The sequence below is a fragment of the Mycolicibacterium arabiense genome (genome assembly GCF_010731815.2).
Taxonomy (GTDB): domain Bacteria; phylum Actinomycetota; class Actinomycetes; order Mycobacteriales; family Mycobacteriaceae; genus Mycobacterium; species Mycobacterium arabiense.
The window spans coordinates 379,043-399,481 of sequence record NZ_AP022593.1 but is presented as its reverse complement, the minus strand read 5'-3'; the positions used below and the strand labels follow the sequence as shown (position 1 = coordinate 399,481).

At 67.6% G+C, this 20,439-nt stretch carries 24 protein-coding genes and 1 pseudogene; 11 read left to right on the top strand and 14 right to left on the bottom strand.

What is annotated here, in order from left to right:
• The first annotated feature begins 3 nt into the window (after positions 1-3).
• Positions 4-312 carry a hypothetical protein gene (locus tag G6N61_RS03530; protein ID WP_163917279.1) on the top strand — a complete coding sequence of 103 codons (309 nt, stop codon included), beginning with the start codon at positions 4-6 and terminating at the stop codon, positions 310-312.
• Between the two features lie 26 nt (positions 313-338).
• Here the strand turns inward: G6N61_RS03530 and G6N61_RS03525 are convergent, their stop codons facing one another.
• The 4 genes from G6N61_RS03525 to G6N61_RS03510 are packed head-to-tail and all read right to left on the bottom strand — an operon-like array spanning position 339 to position 2,323.
• Complete coding sequence (locus tag G6N61_RS03525) at positions 339-704, bottom strand: Hsp15 family ribosome-associated heat shock protein (protein WP_163917278.1); 366 nt, start codon at positions 702-704, stop codon at positions 339-341.
• A gap of 22 nt (positions 705-726) precedes the next feature.
• The gene (locus G6N61_RS03520) at positions 727-1,116 is read right to left on the bottom strand and encodes a VOC family protein (protein ID WP_163917277.1); all 390 of its coding nucleotides are present in this window, start codon (positions 1,114-1,116) and stop codon (positions 727-729) included.
• Positions 1,113-1,457, bottom strand: a complete 345-nt coding sequence (locus tag G6N61_RS03515; RefSeq protein WP_163917276.1) for an ArsR/SmtB family transcription factor — start codon at positions 1,455-1,457, stop codon at positions 1,113-1,115. Before G6N61_RS03515 ends, G6N61_RS03520 begins: the two co-directional genes overlap by 4 nt.
• 32 nt (positions 1,458-1,489) lie before the next feature.
• On the bottom strand, positions 1,490-2,323 hold the full coding sequence (locus tag G6N61_RS03510) for a DNA-formamidopyrimidine glycosylase family protein (RefSeq protein ID WP_163917275.1): 834 nt from the start codon (positions 2,321-2,323) through the stop codon (positions 1,490-1,492).
• On the opposite strand from G6N61_RS03510, the gene G6N61_RS31085 reads away from it, so the two are divergent.
• The 4 genes from G6N61_RS31085 to G6N61_RS03490 all read left to right on the top strand — a co-directional run bounded on the left by G6N61_RS31085 (position 2,225) and on the right by G6N61_RS03490 (position 5,315).
• Positions 2,225-2,812, top strand: a complete 588-nt coding sequence (locus G6N61_RS31085) for a VOC family protein (RefSeq protein ID WP_268968345.1) — start codon at positions 2,225-2,227, stop codon at positions 2,810-2,812. The genes G6N61_RS03510 and G6N61_RS31085 overlap by 99 nt on opposite strands.
• Before the next feature lie 84 nt (positions 2,813-2,896).
• Positions 2,897-4,486 (top strand): threonine/serine exporter family protein, encoded by a 1,590-nt coding sequence (locus G6N61_RS03500; protein ID WP_163917273.1) that lies wholly within the window; start codon positions 2,897-2,899, stop codon positions 4,484-4,486.
• A 143-nt stretch (positions 4,487-4,629) separates the two neighbouring features.
• On the top strand, positions 4,630-5,022 hold the full coding sequence (locus G6N61_RS03495) for a hypothetical protein (RefSeq protein ID WP_235887391.1): 393 nt from the start codon (positions 4,630-4,632) through the stop codon (positions 5,020-5,022).
• Complete coding sequence (locus G6N61_RS03490) at positions 5,022-5,315, top strand: hypothetical protein (protein WP_163917272.1); 294 nt, start codon at positions 5,022-5,024, stop codon at positions 5,313-5,315. Before G6N61_RS03495 ends, G6N61_RS03490 begins: the two co-directional genes overlap by 1 nt.
• 7 nt (positions 5,316-5,322) lie before the next feature.
• On the opposite strand, the gene G6N61_RS03485 is transcribed toward G6N61_RS03490, so the two are convergent.
• From G6N61_RS03485 to G6N61_RS03475, 3 genes are all read right to left on the bottom strand, one after another.
• Positions 5,323-6,747, bottom strand: coding sequence for a sugar porter family MFS transporter (locus G6N61_RS03485; protein WP_163917271.1), 1,425 nt, complete (start codon positions 6,745-6,747; stop codon positions 5,323-5,325).
• Positions 6,748-6,833: 86 nt separating this feature from the next.
• Positions 6,834-7,412: an ATPase gene (locus G6N61_RS03480; RefSeq protein WP_163917270.1), complete on the bottom strand. Its 579-nt coding sequence runs from the start codon at positions 7,410-7,412 to the stop codon at positions 6,834-6,836.
• A gap of 34 nt (positions 7,413-7,446) precedes the next feature.
• Positions 7,447-7,836: a TA system antitoxin ParD family protein gene (locus G6N61_RS03475; protein WP_163917269.1), complete on the bottom strand. Its 390-nt coding sequence runs from the start codon at positions 7,834-7,836 to the stop codon at positions 7,447-7,449.
• On the opposite strand from G6N61_RS03475, the gene G6N61_RS31420 reads away from it, so the two are divergent.
• Entirely contained in the window at positions 7,729-8,154 is a 426-nt protein-coding gene (locus tag G6N61_RS31420) for a hypothetical protein (RefSeq protein WP_456152518.1), read from the top strand. The two genes, G6N61_RS03475 and G6N61_RS31420, sit on opposite strands and share 108 nt — an antisense overlap.
• Before the next feature lie 88 nt (positions 8,155-8,242).
• On the top strand, positions 8,243-10,468 hold the full coding sequence (locus G6N61_RS03465; protein ID WP_163924570.1) for a putative bifunctional diguanylate cyclase/phosphodiesterase: 2,226 nt from the start codon (positions 8,243-8,245) through the stop codon (positions 10,466-10,468).
• On the opposite strand, the gene G6N61_RS03460 is transcribed toward G6N61_RS03465, so the two are convergent.
• The 3 genes from G6N61_RS03460 to G6N61_RS03450 all read right to left on the bottom strand — a co-directional run bounded on the left by G6N61_RS03460 (position 10,420) and on the right by G6N61_RS03450 (position 13,804).
• Positions 10,420-12,102 carry an alpha-amylase family protein gene (locus tag G6N61_RS03460; protein WP_163917267.1) on the bottom strand — a complete coding sequence of 561 codons (1,683 nt, stop codon included), beginning with the start codon at positions 12,100-12,102 and terminating at the stop codon, positions 10,420-10,422. The genes G6N61_RS03465 and G6N61_RS03460 overlap by 49 nt on opposite strands.
• The gene (locus G6N61_RS03455; protein WP_163917266.1) at positions 12,099-13,088 is read right to left on the bottom strand and encodes a TIGR03885 family FMN-dependent LLM class oxidoreductase; all 990 of its coding nucleotides are present in this window, start codon (positions 13,086-13,088) and stop codon (positions 12,099-12,101) included. The genes G6N61_RS03460 and G6N61_RS03455 overlap by 4 nt, the downstream gene beginning before the upstream one ends.
• An 80-nt stretch (positions 13,089-13,168) precedes the next feature.
• Positions 13,169-13,804, bottom strand: coding sequence for an FKBP-type peptidyl-prolyl cis-trans isomerase (locus tag G6N61_RS03450; protein ID WP_163917265.1), 636 nt, complete (start codon positions 13,802-13,804; stop codon positions 13,169-13,171).
• A gap of 116 nt (positions 13,805-13,920) precedes the next feature.
• Between G6N61_RS03450 and G6N61_RS03445 the strand changes: the two genes are divergently transcribed.
• A complete protein-coding gene (locus G6N61_RS03445) occupies positions 13,921-15,081 on the top strand; it encodes an AI-2E family transporter (protein ID WP_163917264.1) in 1,161 nt (386 codons plus the stop codon).
• 1 nt (position 15,082) lies between these two features.
• Here G6N61_RS03445 and G6N61_RS03440 read toward each other — a convergent pair whose 3' ends face one another.
• A complete protein-coding gene (locus G6N61_RS03440; RefSeq protein WP_163917263.1) occupies positions 15,083-15,688 on the bottom strand; it encodes a class I SAM-dependent methyltransferase in 606 nt (201 codons plus the stop codon).
• Between the two features lie 27 nt (positions 15,689-15,715).
• Positions 15,716-16,630 carry an MBL fold metallo-hydrolase gene (locus tag G6N61_RS03435; RefSeq protein ID WP_163917262.1) on the bottom strand — a complete coding sequence of 305 codons (915 nt, stop codon included), beginning with the start codon at positions 16,628-16,630 and terminating at the stop codon, positions 15,716-15,718.
• A gap of 179 nt (positions 16,631-16,809) precedes the next feature.
• On the opposite strand from G6N61_RS03435, the gene G6N61_RS03430 reads away from it, so the two are divergent.
• Entirely contained in the window at positions 16,810-17,496 is a 687-nt protein-coding gene (locus G6N61_RS03430) for a class I SAM-dependent methyltransferase (RefSeq protein ID WP_235887390.1), read from the top strand.
• Here the strand turns inward: G6N61_RS03430 and G6N61_RS03425 are convergent, their stop codons facing one another.
• Complete coding sequence (locus G6N61_RS03425; RefSeq protein ID WP_163917260.1) at positions 17,497-18,063, bottom strand: cupin domain-containing protein; 567 nt, start codon at positions 18,061-18,063, stop codon at positions 17,497-17,499.
• A gap of 182 nt (positions 18,064-18,245) precedes the next feature.
• Here G6N61_RS03425 and G6N61_RS30750 point away from each other — a divergent pair.
• A pseudogene (locus tag G6N61_RS30750) lies at positions 18,246-18,887 on the top strand (DUF6461 domain-containing protein).
• A gap of 15 nt (positions 18,888-18,902) precedes the next feature.
• Here the strand turns inward: G6N61_RS30750 and G6N61_RS03410 are convergent.
• The gene (locus G6N61_RS03410) at positions 18,903-19,691 is read right to left on the bottom strand and encodes a hypothetical protein (RefSeq protein WP_235887389.1); all 789 of its coding nucleotides are present in this window, start codon (positions 19,689-19,691) and stop codon (positions 18,903-18,905) included.
• A gap of 131 nt (positions 19,692-19,822) precedes the next feature.
• Here G6N61_RS03410 and G6N61_RS03405 point away from each other — a divergent pair, with 131 nt between their 5' ends.
• Positions 19,823-20,410, top strand: coding sequence for a TetR/AcrR family transcriptional regulator (locus G6N61_RS03405; protein ID WP_163917256.1), 588 nt, complete (start codon positions 19,823-19,825; stop codon positions 20,408-20,410).
• Positions 20,411-20,439: the final 29 nt, after the last annotated feature.

The window sequence follows — 20,439 nt, the reverse complement described above, 5'->3', positions numbered from 1 at the left end:
CGGGTGGGCCAACCGCCACTCACCGAAGACGGGCACTACTACGTCATCGACGGCCGCCGGTGGCGGGCGACGGACCCGTCGATTCCGGAGGATCGACGCACCGAACTAGTCGCCGCGCTGATGTCGTGGCGCAGGGAGGTCCGCCGGACCAAGGGCACCGACGAGGAGTCCGCGGCCCGTGCCGGTGTGCAGGCGGTCAAGGTCGCACTGGGGGAACGCGGTACGCCGCCGTGGTGGGAGCAGACCGACGAGCAGCGTCGCGCCCGGTGGGAAGCAGTCGTACCCGTGCCGGAGCCGCGGCCAGCGAAGTAGTCCGGCACGAACCTCCCTGCGGTCGTTCAGAATTGGCTGGCACGCCACCTGTCGAGTACCCGCCGGTCCCGCTTCGTGGGCCTGCCTGCGCCGCGATCGCGAGCGGCCACCGGAATGGAGGCGACCGGCGGCGGCGGGGGAGTCCTATCGAGGTAGCAGGTGACGGCGTCTGCCGCGCCGACTCGCTTCTGAATGACCCTGACCACCTCGACGATGCGGGTGGTGTCGCCGACTCGAGCGCGCACCTGGTCGCCAGGCGAAACCATCGTCGCCGGTTTCGCCACGCGGTCGTTGACGCGCACGTGTCCGCCCCGGCACGCCGAGGCGGCGTCCGGTCGCGTCTTCGACAGCCGGACCGCCCACAACCATCGATCTACCCGGGTCGACTCCACGGAGTCCATCATGCTCCGGGGGTTAGGCGATCATCTGCGCAATCTGGACCAGATTGCCGCACGTGTCGTCGAGCACCGCCGTCGTGACGTTGCCCATGTCGGTGGGCTCCTGGGTGAACCGCACCCCGAGCCCGCGCAGCCGCTCGCATTCGGCGCGCACGTCGTCGACGGCGAACGACGTGAACGGGATGCCGTCAGCCATCAGAGCGTCCTTGAACGGCTTGACGGCCGGATGCTCGTCCGGTTCGAGGACCAGTTCCGTGCCGTCGGGATCCTCGGGCGACACCACGGTGATCCACCGGTGCTGCCCCATGGGGATGTCGTGCTTCGGGGCGAAGCCGAGGACCTCGGTGTAGAACCGCAGCGCCTTGTCCTGGTCGTCGACGAGCATGCTGGTCAGGTTGATCTTCATGAAGTTCCCTTCTCGGTTTCGGGGTCGGGGTGGCCACCGGCGGTGCCCGGGAGCCACCGCCGCAGGATCGGCTCCAGCGGCGCGGTGTCGATGTAGTGGAACTTGTAGCGACCGTCTCGGCGGGTCGTCACCAAGCCGGCGGCCTCGAGGACGTCGAGGTGCTGGGAGACGGCCTGTCGCGACGATCCGAGCCCATGCTTGGTCGTCAGACGTGCGCAGATTTCGAAGAGGGTCTGGCCATTTCGGTCGGTCAGTTCGTCGAGGATCGTGCGGCGGGTGTGGTCGGCAAGCGCCTTGAAGACGTCGGCCTTGGAGACGTCGGCGCCGGAGACGTCACCCACGCCAGAACAATAGGCAAGCCGTTACTTGCATGTCAACGGTTGGTCGAGTCGCGGCCGGACGGCGGCGGCTCCGTCGGGCCCGGCTGACAGTGCGGGCACCACCACGTACGCCGTCTCTCCGGGTCGTTCGACACCTCGGCCACCACCCGGACCGGCGTACCGCACCGTAGGCACGGCCGACCCGCGCGGCCCGCCACCCAGTGCTGTTCGCCCTTGCGCTTGGTGCCCGTCGTCACCTGCATCGCGCCCGGCACCGTGGCGGAGTGGCGCAGTGCCCGGGCACCGAGTTCGAGCAGCGCGACGACGTCGACGGACTGCACCGGGGTCCACGGGCTGTGGCCCCGCAGGAACGCCAACTCGTTGACCCAGAGATTGCCGAAGCCGGCGACGCACCGCTGGTCGAGCAGCGCCGCGACGAGCGGCCGCCGGGGATCCGCTGTGATGCGTCGTGCGGCCTCGGCCAGGTCCCAGTCGGCGCGCAGCGGGTCCGGACCGAGGTGGCCCACGACGTCGGCTTCGTCCCTGGTCCGGATGAGTTCGACGATCGGTAGCCGCACCCCGTAGGCGGCAGGCCCGTCGGTGCGCAGCACGACGCGGACGTCGGGCATGACCGTGGGCGGGAGCCACCGCCCCTCGGCCGACACGGTCCACGAACCGGACATCAGCAGATGGGTGTGCAGCGTGAGGCCGTCGGACAACCGCGTCAGCAGATGCTTGCCGTGGGTGTCGTGGCCCAGCACCGTCAGCCCGGCGAGGTCGTCGGTCGCGTGTGCGGGCACGCGCAGTTCGCCGTGGGTCAGGACTCGGTCGAGCAGCGCGGCATCGAGGCGCCGGGCCAACGCGTAGACGGTGTCACCCTCTGGCACCCTTCCATCGTCCTCGACGACGGTTCCACTCGTGACGACGACGTCACATTCGGCTCGCTTCGACGTGGTGTGGCACGGCCGGTACGGGGTAGATCAGCGGGTGTACGAATCCCGAAATCTCTTGGAGGAACAGTGGCTAGCGGTATTGCAACGGTGTGGCTTCCAGTCGAGGACATGAGCCGAGCGGTGAAGTTCTACGGCGAGACGCTCGGACTCACCGTGAAGAACGAGGGCGATGACTGGTCGGAGGTCGACGGCAACGGAGTCACGATCGGTCTCAACGCCCGCGAGTCGACACACGGCGGCGCAGGCGGGGGAGCGATCCTCACCTTCCAGCCGGACGTCGACCTGTACGACGAGATCGTCCGCCTCACTGATGCGGGCGTGAAGTTCATCGACGAGGTGGCTCAGCACCCGTGGGGCAAGATCGCGACGTTCAAGGATTCGGAGGGCAACGACCTGCAGCTCTTCGAACCGCCGGCGGAGTAATCCCGCGCCGCTCGGCCGGTGCGTCCCGGGGACGGGAGCGCAGCGATTCGGGTCGGCGTGCCACGCGCCAGTATCCTGCTGCGAGTGGCACGCGACCGATCCGATGACAGCGCACGCACCCGCCGGGCGGTACGCATAGCGCTGCCCGGCCGCCGCGACCCGGCACCCATCGCCGGGCAGCGCAGGCGGACCGTTCGGGACGTGGGCGACCTGCATACCCGACGCGTGTTAGACCTGACCATCCGGCTCGCCGAAGTCATGCTGTCGTCGGGTGCGGGCACCGCCGACGTCATCGCGACCGCCGAGGACGTGGCCCTGGCGTATCGCCTCACCGACTGCGTCGTCGACGTCTTCGGGACGACCGCGCTGGTGTCGGCGTTGCCGACCGCGGACAGCCCGGCGGTGACCATCGTGCGGGCCGTGCACGTCAGGTCGACCGACTACACGCGGCTGGCCGATCTCGACCAGTTGGTGCAACGCATCACCTCCGGCGGCGTCACGGTCGACGAGGCGCACGACGCCATGGACGAGTTGACCGAGAAACCGCATCGCTACCCGCGCTGGCTCGCGACCGTCGGCTGGGCCGGGTTCGCGCTGGGCATCGCCATGCTGCTGGGGGGCACGTGGCTGACGTGCGTGCTGGCAGCGGTGACGTCGGCCGTGATCGACCAGACCGGCCGGCTGCTGAACCGGATCGGCACCCCCTTCTTCTTCCAGCACGTCACGGGCGCGGCGATCGCGACACTCGTGGCCGTCGCCGCGTACCTCTTCGCCGGACTGAACCCGACCGCGCTGGTGGCCACCGGGATCGTGATGCTCCTGTCGGGACTGACGTTCGTCGGCGCCATGCAGGACGCGGTGACGGGCAACATGCTCACTGCCGTGGCGCGGCTCGGAGAGGCGCTGTTCCTCACCTCGGGGATCGTCGTGGGGATCGTCGCCGGGCTGCAGGTCGCGACGCTCGCCGGCATCTCGATCGAACTCCACGTCGACGCCACCGAGAGCTTCATCATCCCGAACCAGCCGCTGACCATCGCCATCGCCGTGGTGGGCGCCGGATTGGCGGGAGCGTGCCTGACCGTGGCGAGCTACGCCCCGCTGCGGTCCGTGGTCATCGCGGGAATTGCCGCGGCCAGCGCCGAGTGGCTCCTGATCGCACTCGGGACGGCGGGCGTCGGCCAGGTCGTGGCGACCGGGACCGCCGCGGTCGCGGTCGGCTTCGTGGCCACCCTCATCTCGATCCGCAGGCAGGCCCCGGCTCTCATCACGGCGACCGCCGCCATCATGCCGATGCTGCCGGGTCTGGCGGTCTTCCGTGCCGTGTTCTACCTCGCGGTCGATGGCAACTTCGACGACGGTCTGGCGCAACTGCTCTCGGCAACTGCCGTGGCGCTGGCACTGGGCAGCGGTGTGGTGCTGGGCGAGTTCGTGGGGTCCCCGCTGCGGTACCGCGCCGGACGGCTCGGCGACTTCTTCCGCATCGAGGGACCACCGGGGCTGCGCCGTGCCGTGGGCCGGGTCGTACGCCTGCAGCCCGCTGAGCCGGAACAGGCCAGCGCGACCGGGAGCCATCGATCGCTGAGCGTCGCCCTCGAACCGGTTCGGTCGGACGGGCAGGACGACGACGAGTCGCATCAGGGCCAGGATGACGACGACGGGCGTGGCGCCCGGTAGCCCAAATCGCTGCGGCGGGTCTGCGTCGGGTGCATCGTTGTTGGGATCGGTATGGGGTCGACTGACGATGTACTCGATGCCGACGGGCGCCGCCACGAGGGTGGGGCCACGAAGGGGGTATTCACGTGATTCGACTGTCTCGCTTGGCTACGGCAGCCGTGGTGGCCGCCGGCCTGACCATGTCGGGCCTGAGCACGGCCACCGCCATCGCGGAAGGTCCGAGCTACCAGGGCGGCAACTGCCCCCAGGGCCTCACCTGCACGCACTGGTGCCCCGGCGATCCGCTGCCGCCGGGCAGTCAGGTGGTCAGTTGGGACTGGAACACGTGCCACGACTGGTACTGGAACTCCTATGGCATCGTCGACGTCACCTCCAACACCATGTACCCGTGGTCCGGCACACCGCGGCCGGCCGAACCGCCGCCGGTACTCGCGCCGGCGCCGCCCCCTCCGCCTCCGCCCGGCCCGCGCCCGTTCTGCAGTCCGCGGGGATCCCTGTTCATCATTCCGCCGATCTGCGACGAGATCGGGTACTGATGTTCCGCATCGATGGGATCAACGGCGAGAGCATCGTCGTGGACGGCAACTGGGTCGAGAAGTTGCGTACCGGCACGTCGCGTGGCCGCAACCCCGCGGACCAGTACTCCGGCACCGACGTCAAGGAGTTCACGAGGCGCAAGAAGCTGTTCGGCACCGAGAAGGAGCACCTGCTGCAGGTCACCGTCAGCATCGGTACGTTCTATTCGCTGCAGGTCCCAGCCGAGCGTCGCGCGGACGTCGACGCGCTGATCGCCGAACTCGAGAAGGCACGCGAGAGCGCCACCTCCTGACGGGCTTTCAGCGCGCGAAGTCCGCCGGGCGGAACTTGCCGTCGGCGAGCTTGCCCTCGATTTCCTCGAGACTCCTACCGGTGAGGTCGGGCATCCGGAAGTAGACGAACACCCATGCCGCCACGTTGAACGCGGCGTACAACCACATCGACGGACCGACACCGATCGCGGTGATCAGCGACAGCAGGGTCAGCGTGATGAACAGGTTCGTTGCCCACAGCGCAGCCGACTGGGCGGCGGTGCCCGCGGGACGCACGGCCAGCGGGTAGGTCTCCGACCCCGTCAACCAGCCCATCAGCTGCAACCCGCCTGCGTTGAAGAGCATGAACACGATCAGGCACGCGATGATGAAGGGCATCGAGTCGCGACCGCTGTTGCCGGTGACGAAGAGCAATCCCAGGACGAACAGGCTGACCGCGGCACCGGGAATCATGATCAGCGTGAGTCGACGCCTGCCGACCCGATCGATGATCGCCAGTCCGCCGAGTTGCGCCAGGAGGTAGGTCACGCCGAGCGCCACCGACACCTGAAGCGCCACCGAGGTGTCGAATCCGTTGTCGGTCAGGATGGTCGGCGAGTAGTAGATGATCATCTCGATGCCGCTGAGCTGAGTGAAGATGGCGATGCCGCACCCCAGTATCAGCGCGGGGCGCACCCAGGCCTCACGCAGACCCGGCCACCCACGCGTCTTGGCGGTCCGCTCGACCCGGGCGAGGTTCGCCGTCTCGTCGAGTTCGCGCTCCACGTCGTAGTTCGACGGGCGCACCCGCTGCAGCACGCTGCGCGCTTCGTCGCCGTTGCCTTGCTTGACCAACCACCGCGGGCTTTCCGGCAGCCGGAGCAGCAGCCCCAGCATGATCGCGGCGGGGACGGCCGCGGCACCGATCGAGTGGCGCCACGAAATCGATTCGGTGGCACCGACGATCGTGGCGATGACGATCCCCACGCCGATCGCGATCTGGAAGCACAGCACCAGGCGACCACGGTATTTCGGCGGTGCCAATTCGGCGACGTACATCGGCGCCGTCTGCGTGGCACCACCGACGGCGAACCCCAGCACGAGCCGACCGAGCGACAGCAGAACGGGATTCGGCGCGGACGCGCACCACAGCGCACCGACGACGAAGACGACTGCCAGCAGTAGCAACGTGCCCTTGCGACCGCGCTTGTCCGACAGGTAACTACACGTCAGTGCTCCGATGACGGCGCCGAGCAGAATGCTGGCGGCGATGACCTGCTTCCACGTCTCGGCGATGCCGAAGTCGTCGGTGATCTGCAGGAGCGCGCCGGAGATGATGCCGGTGTCGTAGCCGTACAGCACGCCCGAGATCGCCGACACCAGCGCGACGATCACCACGGCGCCGGTGAGTTGCCCGGGCGCGTCCCGTTGGTCTTCGGCAGTCTTCGACGGGACGCTCTCGGACGATTCCATACCCACCCCTTCACCTGCGACGACGACAACCCGCGCCGACTACCCCGGCGGGCCGCAGTCGAACCGTCGGCAGTCGCAGCAGGTGGTCAAGCCGGCCAGCGCTCGACCAGCGGCGCCGGCGTCCAGGACGGCCACGACGGTGCACCGATCATCGTTCCCGCGGTCATCTGCGCAACGATGCGTGGACCCCGTCGGCGCGAATTGTCGTACACCGTCGCCGTATCGACCGTGGGCATCGCCGTCACCACCAGTTCCGACAGCCGGCGGTGCCGTTCCCGGATCTTGCCCTCGGGCACGTCGTGTCCGCCGTGCATCACCCGGCGCTTCACGCGCTCCACTGCAAGGTCCTCGGGGATGAGTACGACGTGCAGGGCGACGGTGAACCCGGCCGTGCGTGCGGAGCGGATGAGTTCGAGCTTCGACGGGTGCGAGAACACCGTCTCGGCGATGAAGGGCTTGCCCAGTTCGATGAGTCTCGCCCGGGTTTCGGCGGCGACGCGCGCCGCGTCATAGGCGTGGCCCATCGGATCGTCCGGCCAGCGCTGCTTGGCGATCTCGTCGGCGTTGACGAACACGCTGCGAGGCAGCAGCGGTGCCAGAGTCAGTGCGACGAAGGTCGACTTACCCGCACCGTTCGGACCGACGACGAGATCGAGCCGCCTCACCGGGATCGCCCGTCGACGGCAGTGCGGTCAGGCCTCACTCGTCGATGCGCACCACGGCCGACGTGCCGTCCGGCCAGTACTCGACGATCTCACCGTCGTCGTCGAGCGCAACCATCGTGATGCCACGTCGGGCGAGGACGTCCCCATAGTTCGTGGAGGCGAGACTCTCCTCGATGGCGGCGGATATCTCAGCGTTGAAGACGACGCCTTCTTCGTCCGCCAGCGCGGTCACGTCCAGATCGCCTGCCAGTGCCGCTTCTACGCGGTGACGAGATGCGGTCTGGTGGCTGGACACCGCCCGTCCGACGCGAGCCCAGTGATCGAGCTGCTGCTTGGCCGAACGACTTTGGCGGGCGCCTTCGACCGCTGCACTCTCGACGAGGTCGGCAGCAACCCTGGTGACACGATCGGCGATGTTCGCCATGGCCTACCTCCCGACTACATACTGCTACAGCTCGTAGCAAAATGCTACAACGGTTCGGCGGTGCCGGCGCGGACAGTTGGGGTATGCGTGCTGGGTGCAGAAGAACACCGAGACGAAGACGTGCGCCACGTGCGGCCGACCGTTCTCGAACAGGAAGAAGTGGCGGTCGAGGGGACAGTGGGATCAGGTGATCTACTGCTCGACGCGATGCCGGGGCGCGGCGAGTTGATCGTCGGCCCGTCGCGAAGCAATTCGCGGTCGGCCTGGTCATCGCGACTCGGATCGGCCGTCCGGCGTGGGACGATGAGCGATCGCTGACACATAGGACGACGAACGGGGGGCCGTGATCGTCAACGGCAGCAACGTTCGGCTCGGCCTGTTCACCGTGGTGGCAGTGCTCGCGTGGATGAACGCCCTGGCGTTGTTCGGGCACGGCGCGGCCCATTGGATCGCGGCCGTCCTGCAGGCGGGCGTGGGCGCAGGGGCACTCGTCTGCGCGGTGACGGTCGCGCGTCGGGTGGCCGGGATCGCGCGGTGGTGGCGGCTGCTGGTCATCGCGGCGATGACGAGCTGGCTCGTCGGTGAGCTGTTCTGGTGGTTCGGCGGCACGGGTGACGGCGCGAACACGGCACCGCTGCCGGGTGTCGTTGCCTACTTCATGCCGCCGGTGCTCTCGCTGCTGGCGATGATGTTGTTGGCCCGGTCCGCCGGGCTGAGCGCCCGGCGCGGTGCCGCGATGCCGCACTCCCGGGTCATCGCCGGGCTCGACGGCCTGGTGGCCGCGGTGGCCTTCTCGATACTGGTCCTCATCGCCGGGCTGGGTGCGAAGACGGGCGCGGCGCTGCCACGGTCGCAGAACACGACGCTCGTGATCGCCTATTCGGTACTCGAGCTGATCGTCGTCGTACTCGCGGTGCTCATGGCGATGGCGTACGGACGCGACCGACCGTACCGGGCGAACTACCTGCTGCTGTCCGGTGGCGTGGTGATCATCGCGGGTTCCGACCGGCTGATTGCCTACCTGAGGACCGCAGGCGTCGAGGGTGGCGACCTCTGGGGTGGTGTCGGAGCGATCCTGGGGCCATTGCTGATCGCGTTCTCGGTCCTCGAGCGCCAGCCGGAGTTCTCGGGCAGGGGCGGCGCGCACGCCATGGACTGGGTGCAGTCGGTCGTGCCGTACATCGGTTTCGTCGCCATCTTCAGCCTCCTGGCGTTCCACCTCATGATCGGGCAGCGCCTGACTTCGACGTTGATCTGCATGGCGTTGGCCTTGATCGCGCTCGTCACCACCCGTCAGGTGGTGGCCATGCGGGCCCAGCAGTTGCTGACCCAACGGCTCTACGAAGCCCAGCGCCGGTTGGCCCATCAGGTGCAGCACGACCCGCTCACCGGGTTGCCGAACAGATTGTTGTTCGCCCAACGACTGGACGAAGCGCTGCGAGACGGCCGGTTCGTGCTCATCTTCGTCGACATCGACGACTTCAAGGAGGTCAACGACCAGTACGGGCACGCCGCGGGCGACGACCTGCTGTGCGCGGTCGGCGCGCGGCTCAAACGCTGCGTCGGGCCGTCGGACACGCTGGCCCGCATCGGCGGCGACGAGTTCGCGGTCCTGGTCGAGGGCGACGACGAGCTTCCCGAGGTCGTCGCCGATCGGCCCAGGGTCGCGCTGCGGGATCCGTTCGCCGTGCACGGCTCGGCGGTGCGCGTGCGCGCCAGCATGGGCCTCGTCCGGCCACCCAGCGGCGAGCCGACGCCGACGTCGGACGACTTGATAAGGCAGGCAGACAGTTCCATGTACGCGGGCAAGCGCCTCGGCAAGAACACCGCCGTCGTCTACCGGCCGTCCTCGGGGGTGTCGGTCGACTTCCCGAGCGCATTGCGGCAGGCGAAGGGTGGGGTTCCGGCGGGCTTTCGCCTGGTTTACCAGCCCGTGGTGAGCCTGCCCGACGGCGTACCGGTGGCGGTGGAGGCGCTGGCGCGCTGGACTGCGCCCAACGACATGCAAATCCCGCCGGAGACGTTCGTCGCGGTCGCCGAGGGAGCCGGGCTGGGAGCGGCTCTGGACGCCATGGTGCTCGACGTGGCGTGCCGGGAGGTGCGAGCAGCCGGCCTGGAACTCGACTTGCACGTCAACATCGGAGCAGCACGGCTGGGCAACGCCGCGTTTGAGCAAGTGGTGGTGCAGACGTTGGCCCGACACGACATCGAGGCCGGCCGGGTTGTCCTGGAGATCACCGAGACGGTTCCGATCGTCGACCTCACCGCGGGTGCCGCCGCCATCAGGCGGTTGAGCACGATGGGCGTCAAGGTGGCCCTCGACGACTTCGGCGCAGGCTTCAACTCGCTGACGTACCTGCACACGCTGCCGGTGCACACCGTCAAACTGGATCGCAGCCTGGCGGTCGGCGCCGAGCCAGACCGGGACCTGGCCCTGTACCGCTCGGTGATCGGCCTCTGCGGCTCGCTGGGCCTGGACGTCATCGCCGAGGGCATCGAGCACCAGACCCAGGCCGACACGGTATTCGCTGCCGGCTGCCGACTGGCCCAGGGCTACTTGTTCGGGCGCGCAACGCCTTTGGATCAGATGATCGGATCGTCCTCCGGCTTGCGCACGCGCAGCCACCGGTAGCCGTAGGGCGGGAGACTGAACTCGACGCGGCACGAGGCGTCGAGTTCGTGCTCGCTCAGCCCGTCGAGCAGGTCCACCAGAACCGACCCCGGGGGTAGGTCGTCGAGGGTGAGCGGGACGAGGCAGCCGTCGGCACCGAAGTTGTGCAGGGCGACCATCGCCCAGTTGGACTCGTCCTCACGGCACACGTGCGCGAGCACCGCCGAGTGCGGCTGGTCGAGGACCTGCACCGTCGACCACCCGATCTCGGGCTGCTGCCGGTAGGTGTAGATGAGGTTGCGCATGAACCACCAGAAGGAACCGTGGTCGTGGCGCTGGTCGGCGGCGTTCACGTGATCCGGACCGTAGAGGCCGTCGGTCATGGGCCGGGGAAGTCTGCGCTTCGCGGCCTTGGAGAACCCACCGTTGACGTCGCCGGTCCACTGCATCGGGGTGCGAACCGCGAATCGTCCCTCCACGTCCAGGTTCTCGGCCATGCCGATCTCCTCGCCGTAGAAGAGCACCGGGCTGCCTGGCATCGAGAAGGCCAGCGAGTACGCCATCTTCATCCGCCTGGTGTCGCCACCGAGCATCGACGGCAGCCGCCTGCGCAACCCCCGCCCGTACAACTGCATGTCGGGGTCGGGGCCGAACGCCTCGAACACCTCGGCGCGCTCGTCGTCACTCAACTTGTCGAGGGTGAGTTCGTCGTGGTTGCGCACGAAGTTGGCCCACTGGCTGGTGATGTCGAGCGTGGGGCGCTGCTCGAGGGCCTTGGTGAGCGGACCGGCGTCACCGCGCGCCAGCGAGAGGAACAGGTTCTGCATCCCGATGAAGTCGAACTGCATGTTGAGGCCGTCGCCATCGGGTCCGCCGAAGAATTCCTTCTGCTGCTCGTAGTCGACGTTGACCTCGCCCAACAGCACGGCGTCACCGACCCGGCGGGTGACGAAGTTCCGCAAGTCACCGAGGTACTGCGCCGGGTCGAAGCCGTCGGGCTTGCCCGGTACCCCGTCCTTGGCGAACAGGAACGGCACGGCATCCACGCGGAAACCCGCGACGCCCAGCTGCAACCAGAATCCGAGTGTGCGCGAGATCTCCTCCTGCACTTTGGGATTCTCGATGTTGAGGTCCGGTTGGTGCTTGTAGAAGTGGTGCAGGTACCACTCACCCGTCTTGGGGTCGAGTTCCCAGATGCTGTCTTCCTGGTCGGGGAAGACGACGTCCTTGGGACTGGACTCGGGTTCGGTTGCGCTCCACACGTAATAGTCGCGATACGGGTCATCGGTGCTTCGTCGCGCGGACTTGAACCAGGGGTGGGCGTCCGACGTGTGGTTCATGACGAAGTCGATGATCACCCGGATGCCGCTCGCCTTGGCGGTGCGGACGAGTTCGACGAAGTCGCCGAGCGTACCGAGGCGTGGATCGACGGCGAAGAAGTCGACGATGTCGTAGCCGTCGTCCTTGCGAGCCGTCGGATAGAACGGCATGAGCCACAGACAGGTCACGCCGAGATCGGCGAGATACTCGATCCGCTCGCTCATGCCACGCAGGTCGCCGCAGCCGTCGCCGTTCCAGTCGTAGAAGGTCTCGACGTCGGCACAGTAGAAGACGGCGTTCTTCCACCACAGGTCGCCGGTATCGGACTTCCTCATGCCATCGCCGCGGTCGTTGCCGGCGCGGTGGGGGACAGCTGGGGCAGCACGTGCTCGCCGAAGGCGTCGATGAAACCGGCCTGCTGCTGACCGACGAAGTGCAGGTACAACTCGTCCCAGCCCTGGTCGACGAACGCCGCGAGCCAGTCGGCATGGCGGCCGAGGTCGCCGGAGACGAGCACGGACTGTTGGACGCGGTCGGCCGTGACCGCTCCGCCGACGATGTCGAACGCCTCGACCGTTTCCAGGTCCCAGGACACGGGCGGCTCGAAGACGTTGTTGCGCCATTGGTCGTGGGCGATCGCCAACGCCTCGTCGTCGGACGGTGCCCAGCTGAGGTGGATCTGCAGCCGGGCCGGGCCGCGTCCGCCGGCGTCGCGATACGAGTCGAGCACCTGCCGGAGCGTGTCCTTCGGTTGGTTGACGGTGATGAGGCCGTCCGCCCAGGCGGCGTGGCGGGCCGCGGTGCGCGGGGTGACGGCAGGGCCGACGAGGTCGGGCACCGTGTCCGGCAGCGTCCACAGCCGGGCCCGATTGACCTCGACGAGCCCTTCGTGGCTGACCTCCTCGCCGCGCAGCAGGCGCCGGATGACGTCGACGCACTCGATCAGCCGTTGGTCGCGCACGTCCTTGCGCGGCCACGCTTCGCCGGTGATGCGTTCGTTCGACGCCTCACCGGAGCCGAGCGCGGCCCAGAAACGGTTGGGGAACATCTGACTGAGCGTCGCGATGGCCTGGGCGATGATCGCAGGGTGGTAGCGCTGCCCGGGCGCATTGACCACGCCGAAGGGCAGATCGGTGGTCGCCAGCGCCGCGCCGAGGAAGCTCCACGCGAACCCCGACTCGCCCTGCCGTTCGCTCCACGGGCTGAAGTGATCCGAGGACATGCCGGCGGTGAACCCGGCCCGTTCGGCGTGCTGGACGTCGCGCAGGAGTTGCGCCGGGCTGATCTGCTCGTGCGAACAGTGGAATCCGATGACCGTCATGGAAACGGGGGTACCCAAATCTTCAGGCCCGCCAATATCTCGCGAGAGTCCTCGTGGTCGGCGGCGTGCACCGCCGACGCTCAGCTCGAGGCGTCGAGGATCTTGATGGCGAACACCAGGCTGTCGCCGGGCTGGATGCCGGCACCGGGCTGGCCGTCGGGGTAGCCGTCGGCGGAGGTCATGGCGACGGCGACCGTGGAGCCCACCTTCTGGCCCGCGATCGCCTTCTGGAAGCCGGTGACGACGCCGTCGAGCGGGAAGTCCACCGGTGCGCCGCGCTCATAGCTGCTGTCGAACACCGAGCCATCGCGCCCGTTGACGCCCATGTAGCAGACCAGGACGGTGGCGGTGTCGGAGACGACCGGGCCGTCGCCGGGCTTGAGCGTCTGCACCTGCGTCTCGGTCACGCTGAAGGGAGCGGTGACCTTCACGCTCGGGGCGGCCGCGTCGGTCGATCCGGTGACGTCGACGCTGCCGGTGGCTCCGGGCAGCGTCCACTCCGGGGCGCCGCCTTCGGCCGGGGCCGCGGTGGGGCAACCCGCTTCGTTGGCCGTCTCCGTGAGGTTGGGCGGTGTGAACACGTCGGAGGAGGTGCTGGCCGACGACGAACTCGCCGACGTTTCCTCCGTGTCCGACCCGCATGCGGCGAGCGTGACGACGAGAGACGCAGCGCAGGCCGCGATGGCGACGGACGAAGACCCACGGGAGAAGTTCACGGTCGCCACGGTACAGCCGAGGTGAACCGGTCGTTTCCGGCAGGGCGAACGGGGAATCGAGGGCCAGTCGAGGAGGGCGCGCGAGGGAAACGAGGTAGTTCATGTTGGATGAAGCCATGGCGGCTCCGACTCGCGGTTCGATCTTCAAGTCCCATCTGCAGTCCAGTGCGACGGTCGCATTCCAGTTCGTCTTGGTGGCGGCGGCGTTGTGGGTGCTGGCGTGGGTGGTGGGGGAGACGTGGGTGATCCTCCTGCCGGTGGTGCTCGCCGTGATCGTCTGCACGGTGCTGTGGCCGCCGGTGGGCTGGCTGTTGCGCAAGGGCGTGGCACCGGCGTTCGCGGTGCTGCTGGTGCTCCTGTTGGCCATGGGCGTGATCGCCGGAGTGCTCGCCGCCGTGGCGCCCGCGATCGTCGAACAGTCGACCGAGCTGGCGGAACAGGCCACGGCCGGTGTCGTGCAGGTGCGGGATTGGCTCGGCGGACCACCGCTGAACATCAGTGAGACGCAACTGAATTCCGCGGTCACGGCCATCAACGATCAGCTCAACTCGAGCAGTACGCAGATCGCATCCGGTGTGTTCACGGGCGTGGGCGCGGCGACCTCCGCGCTGGTCACGCTCTTCACCACGATCGTCGTCACGTTCTTCCTCCTGAAGGATGGCCCGCGCTTCGTGCCATGGTTGCGCCGTACGGTCGGCATGCCCGCTGCGCCGCACTTCGCGGAGGTCCTGCAGCGCGTCTGGTCGACGCTCGGAGGTTTCATCCGGACCCAGGCCCTGGTCAGCCTGGTCGACGCGGTGCTGATCGGGATCGGCTTGCTGGTGCTCGGAGTGCCACTGGCCTACGCGTTGGCGATCATCACGTTCATCGGTGGCTTCGTGCCGATCGTCGGCGCGTTCGTGGCCGGTGGCCTCGCCGTATTGATCGCATTGGTGGCCAACGGACCGGTGACGGCGCTCATCGTGCTGGGCATCATCCTCGCCGTGCAGCAACTGGAGGGCAACGTCCTGCAGCCATGGCTCCAGTCGAAGTCCATGAACCTGCACGCGGTGATCGTCCTGCTCGCCGTCACGCTGGGCGCCTCGACGTTCGGCGTCATCGGCGCCTTCCTCGCCGTGCCGGTGGCCGCCGCCCTCGCGGTGATCATCCGGTACTACGGCGAGCAGGTGAGTGAACGTGCAGGCGAGGCGACGCCGCACCCCGAGCCGGACGGGGACGAGCCGGCCACGGCGGACGACCAAAACGCGAACGCCGCCGACGAGCAGAAGCGACTCTGAGCTACGACGGCCGCAGGACGGCGACCATGAAGTCGGAGTCGTCCGTGAACGGCCGCGCGTCCCACGTGGACAGCAGCAGGTCCGGAACGAAGCCGGCTTCGGTTGCGTCGGCCAGGAATTCGGTGAACTCGTAATCGCGGTTGGCTCCGAAGCCGATCACGACGCGGCCATCGACGGCGAGGTGAGCACGTAGTCGAGCCAGCACCTGGACCCGGGTGCTCGGGGCCAGGAACGTGACGACGTTGCCTGCTGAGACAATGACGTCGAAACGCTCCGTGACGCCGCGCGCGGGCAGGTCGAGTTCGGCGAGGTCTCCGACCAGCCAGTCCGGGCCGGGGTAGTCCTGCTTGGCCGCGTCGATCAGTACGGGATCGACGTCGACCCCGACCACGTGATGGCCGACCTTCGCGAGATACCCGCCCAGTCGGCCGGGGCCGCACCCGGCGTCGAGGATGCGGGCGCCACGGGGAGCCATCGCGTCGACGAGGCGGGCCTCGCCGGTGAGGTCTTCACCGGCGCGGGCCTTGGCACGGAATCGTTCGACGTACCAGTGCGAATGCCCGGGATCGGCCGCGACCTGCTGCATCCAGATGCTCTTCTCGACCATGTGGATGAGTTTGGCACGACGGCCTGATCAGTAATCCCAGGTGGCCGGAACCATCCGGAAGCCGTTGCCTGCGGCGGCGACGTGGCAGACGGACGGGAACGGCAGGTGAGTGGCGACCAGCGCTTCGCCGCTGGCTGCCAATTCACCCAGGAGCCGGATGCGCACGCGGGCCGATTCCTCGGGGTCGTGCTCGAAACCGTTCTGCCACTCGGGATTGTCGAACCCGGGCTGAAAAACCGCGTCACCAGCGAACGTCAGTGCCTCACCCCGGGATTCGAGGCGCACGATGCTGTGGCCGGGGGTGTGGCCGCCGGTGCGGCGCAGCAGCACGCCGGGTGCGACCTCGTACTCCGTCTCGAAGGGCCGCAGTTGGCTGCGGTACACGTCGAGGAACCGTGTGGCGGTCCGGCGCAGGACGTCCGGGATCGGCGCGGGCATGACGGTGCGGGAGAAGTCGGGCTGCGTCCAAAATTCCGCCTCGGCGGACGCCAGGTGGACCCGCAGGTCCGGCCGCAGCCGGTTCCGCAGCCCGTCGACGAGCAAGCCGCCGATGTGGTCCATGTGTAGGTGGGTCAGCACGACGTCGGTCACGGCGGCAGGGTCGATCCCGGCAGCGACGAGCCTCGCGGCCAACTGCCCCGCCCGCGGGAAGTCCGGAAACTCCGTCCCCAGCCCGGAGTCGACGAGGATGGTCTTCCCGCCACTTCGCACGACCGCGACGTTCAGTGGCCAGTCGGTGATCTCCGGTGGCAGGTACATGTCCTCGAGCCAGGCCGACAAATCCTCCGGCGCGGCGTTGGTGGCCATGGTGACGGCGGTGATCGGCAGCACGCCGTCGCTGATCACCAACACGTCGATGTCACCGACCTTCACCGCGTAGCGCGAGGGCACCAGTTCATCGAGGGCCCGCGTTCCGGCGGCTGACGTATCGATCAGAGTCATGTGTGTCTTCTCCTGGTGAGCGCCTCAACCGAAGGCGATGGGACATGCTGTCTCCCCCGAGAACGCCTGTGGGAGCCCAGAAACATCCGCCGAAAGGGTTAGAGATGGCACCAGATAGCAATTTGCCCATACGGCAAGTTGCCTTGCCGAGGCTTGGCCACGGCGTCCACCATCATCGTGTGACCACACCAGCGAACCCCTTCGACGATCCAGCCCACGTCGCCATGTACGCCGAGCGCGCCGGGCAGATGGTGCCCGCCCTGACCGACATTCACCGACTGGTCGGCGTCCTCGTCGACGAGAACGCCCCTGCCGACGCCAGGATTCTGGTACTGGGTGCCGGCGGGGGACTGGAGACCAAGGCGTTGGCGGGGTTCCGTCCCGGATGGACCTTCGATGCCGTCGACCCGTCCACGGCCATGCTGGATCTGGCGGTGCAGACCCTGGGACTCGACGCGTCACGGGTGACGATGCACAACGGATACGTCGACGACGCACCGCTCGGCCCCTTCGACGCAGCGACTAGCCTGTTGACGCTGCACTTCCTCCCACCCGAGGAGCGGCTGCGGACCGTCACCGAGGTGCGGCGCCGGTTGAGCCCCGGGGCTCCCTTCGTCGCGATGCACCTGAGCATCTCCCACCGCGACGACGCCGAACGCCGGACCTGGATAGACCGGCACCTGGCGTACCTCGTCGCGACCGGCATGGATTCCGACATCACCGAGAAAGCGCGCAAGGCAATCGAACTCGACGTTCCCGTCCTGACGCCCGAGCAGGACCGAACCATCTTGGAGCAGGCTGGCTTCACCGACGTCACGGAGTTCTTCGTAGCGTTCAACTTCCGGGGGTGGGTCGGCTACGCGTAGTCAGTCGGGGGAGGGCGCGGTGGGGTCGGCGATCGAGAAGTCCCAGGTTCCCTCGGCAAGGTCCGCGAGCCGTTGCAGATAGGCGGCGCGAGTTTCCTGCGAGGTGGCCATGCGCTCGCGGTCCAACACGGACACTCCGAGTTCGGCCGGCGGCAGTGTTTGCGCCGTCGCTGCGATGCCATAGAACGGCAGGTGATCGTCGAATCCACCTGGCGCATAGAAGTTGAGCAGTCGAGCGTCCTCGTCGGACACGACCCGAAACGAATGTCTGGTCGACTTCGGAACCCAGACCGACGATCCCGGTCCCACCCGCACGACCTCGTCGCCGGGCCCGACGACCAACTCCAGTTCGCCAGACAGGACGTAGAAGCCCTCTGCTTGCCGCTCGTGGACGTGCGCCGGCGGGCCGGCTCCTGCGGGGACGATCTGCTCGAGAAGCGTGAATTCGCCCCGGGTTTCGTCGGCGGACATCAAGACGTTCCACAGCGCGCCGCGATACCAGTACGCCGGGGACGCCCCAGCTCGTCCGATTAGCACTCGCGGTCGTGACTCGTCGTTCGCTGTCATGGGTGCCCTCGTTTCTCTTTGTTGTCGCGGCGTGACATCAACATATCACTGATGTCGCTCCGTGACATCAGCTCGGCATTCCCGAGGTTCGACGAGCTACTCGTGCGGCACACCTAGGATTGGTTCGAGGAATCGGTCGATGGCTCGAGCGGTGCGCATGACAGAACCGAAGCGGCGCGTGCATGGAAGGGGAGCCGGCGTTGTCCGTGACAGCCGAGGATTATTCGTGGTGGAGGCAATGGCGTCCGTCCTGGGCTGAGGCCCACTGCGTGACCCTCGTCAGCGACGCCACCGTCGAAGACGTCGTCGATTCTCTACGTGCGCACGCGGTCGCTCGGGTCCAGGGGATCGACGCACTCTACGAGCGTGTCGTCGAGGACTGGCCCGAGGATTACGACCCGTTCACGGCGAAGATCGGCATAGCGGACATCGGGCACGGCTGGGTTCTCGTCGCCGAGATCAACGGCTACGCAGGCGTCACCGAGGCATAAATCGGGCCGGTCTCCTCCGGCCGGACGGTCGTGTCGCACTTCGGCAATGTCAACGCAGTGCACCGGTTCCAGTGGTGGCATGACGGGCGGTTGCTGGTGGACTTCGACCCGATGTTTCCAACGGAACGGTACGGGTCGGATCCCGACGCACTCGCCTAACACATCGGCGGCGTGGGCATCCTGGTCGATGCCGAGCCGGAGGACATCAATGACGTCGACCTCAGCGCAGCGGGATTCGCGCTCGCCGAGCGCATCACTGGAGTCGCGTGCACGCCAGAGATGTTCGAGCGCAGCGATTTTCTGGTGGCAACCGTTGCGATTCCGAGGGACTAGCAGCCTGGTGAGCCGTCAGGCCCTGTCGAGCCGGTAATGAAGTCGCAGCGCCTGCCATCGGCCGATCCGCAACGAGTGGTCGGTGCGGAGGACACCTTCATCGTCTGCGAAGACGTGGAACGTCTCCCGCAGGGGAATGGACGATGCGTACCACTGATCCCCGAAACGCACTACGGCATAAGCGCCGTCGCGGCCGAATGCGCGAGACCGCGACTCGAGCCAAAGCGACCCGTCGGCATCGTTTCGAGGAGCCAAGTACACCTGAATACTGCCGTCTTCCAACGGAAAGCAGACGTGAACGTGCGGTTGCGGGATTCCCGGTAGTGTGCCCAGTCGGTAGTAGCCGCTGTACACCCGTGATCCGTCTCCTCGCAGATTGCGAATCCATGCGGCGCCGGCGCGGATGCCGTCATGTTCGACGACCCGCACGACGCTCGACATCCCGCGGCTGACCGACAACGGCTCAACCGGCAGCGCTAACTGTTGCACGCGTCTGCCCCAGACCCGCGCAATCAGTTCGCCTGCGGGCGCGAACAGCGCATTCCATTGCGACCACACTTCCATTCGCCAGGCGGCCGTGTGCTCGTAGAAATCCCGGATGCGGGGGTCCAACCGTCCTGCGGTGAACTCGGGACCGTCTAGATCGGTCATCGACTCTACGAGCCCGTCGCAGGCGTCAGGTCGTCGTACCTGCCCGTTGCGCTCGAACTCGCGAAGCCAGTCATCTCCGCTCCCGCCCCGGGCGGTGTAGGGAGAGTCGAGCCAACGGTGTTCGTCCTCGATGTCGACGGGCCGGCCGACCACCCGCCAGAAATGTCTCGTCGACGAGTCCAACCCGTGGGTCATTGAAGACATCCGTCAATCGTCGCACTCGATGGACCGGAATTCCGTCCGGTGTTGTCACGACGTGTCATGGCGTTTAGTAGCGTTGGGCCATGCCTCGGTGGGAGCACGGCAGCGAAGACCGCCTGAAGCAGGCCGCAATGGAACTGTTCGACGAGCAGGGGTTCGCGAACACGACCGCCGTCGAGATCGCGAACCGAGCGCGCGTAACCACTCGCACTTTCTTCAGGTACTTCTCCGACAAGCAAGCATTGGTGTTCGCGGACGCCGAGTCGCTCCGCGCGGCGCTCGTCGAGCGAATCCTGCAAGCGACGACGGTCGCGGAGCCGCTGCAGACGGTGATGGGCGCCTTGGCCGGATTCGACTGGGAGAGCCTGGGATCACGGGACGTCCAACGTCAACGGGGCGCCATGATCGACGCGAACCCAGATCTGCTCGAGCGCGAACTCATCAAGCAGCAGCAGATGGCCGACGAGTTCCGTCGCGCACTGGAGCAACGCGGTGTCGCGGCACACGTCGCCGAACTCGCGGCCGACGTGGGGATCCAGCTGTTTCGGATCGCTTATCGGCGATGGCTGGCGGCTGACCACGGAGAAGCCGGTCTGCACAGATTCGTCGACGAGGTGACGTCGACGCTGGCCGGACTCGTTGCCGGCAATCCCTCGGCCGCTGCGACCTAGCTGCAGGAGGGCGCGGAGGCCCCGGCTAT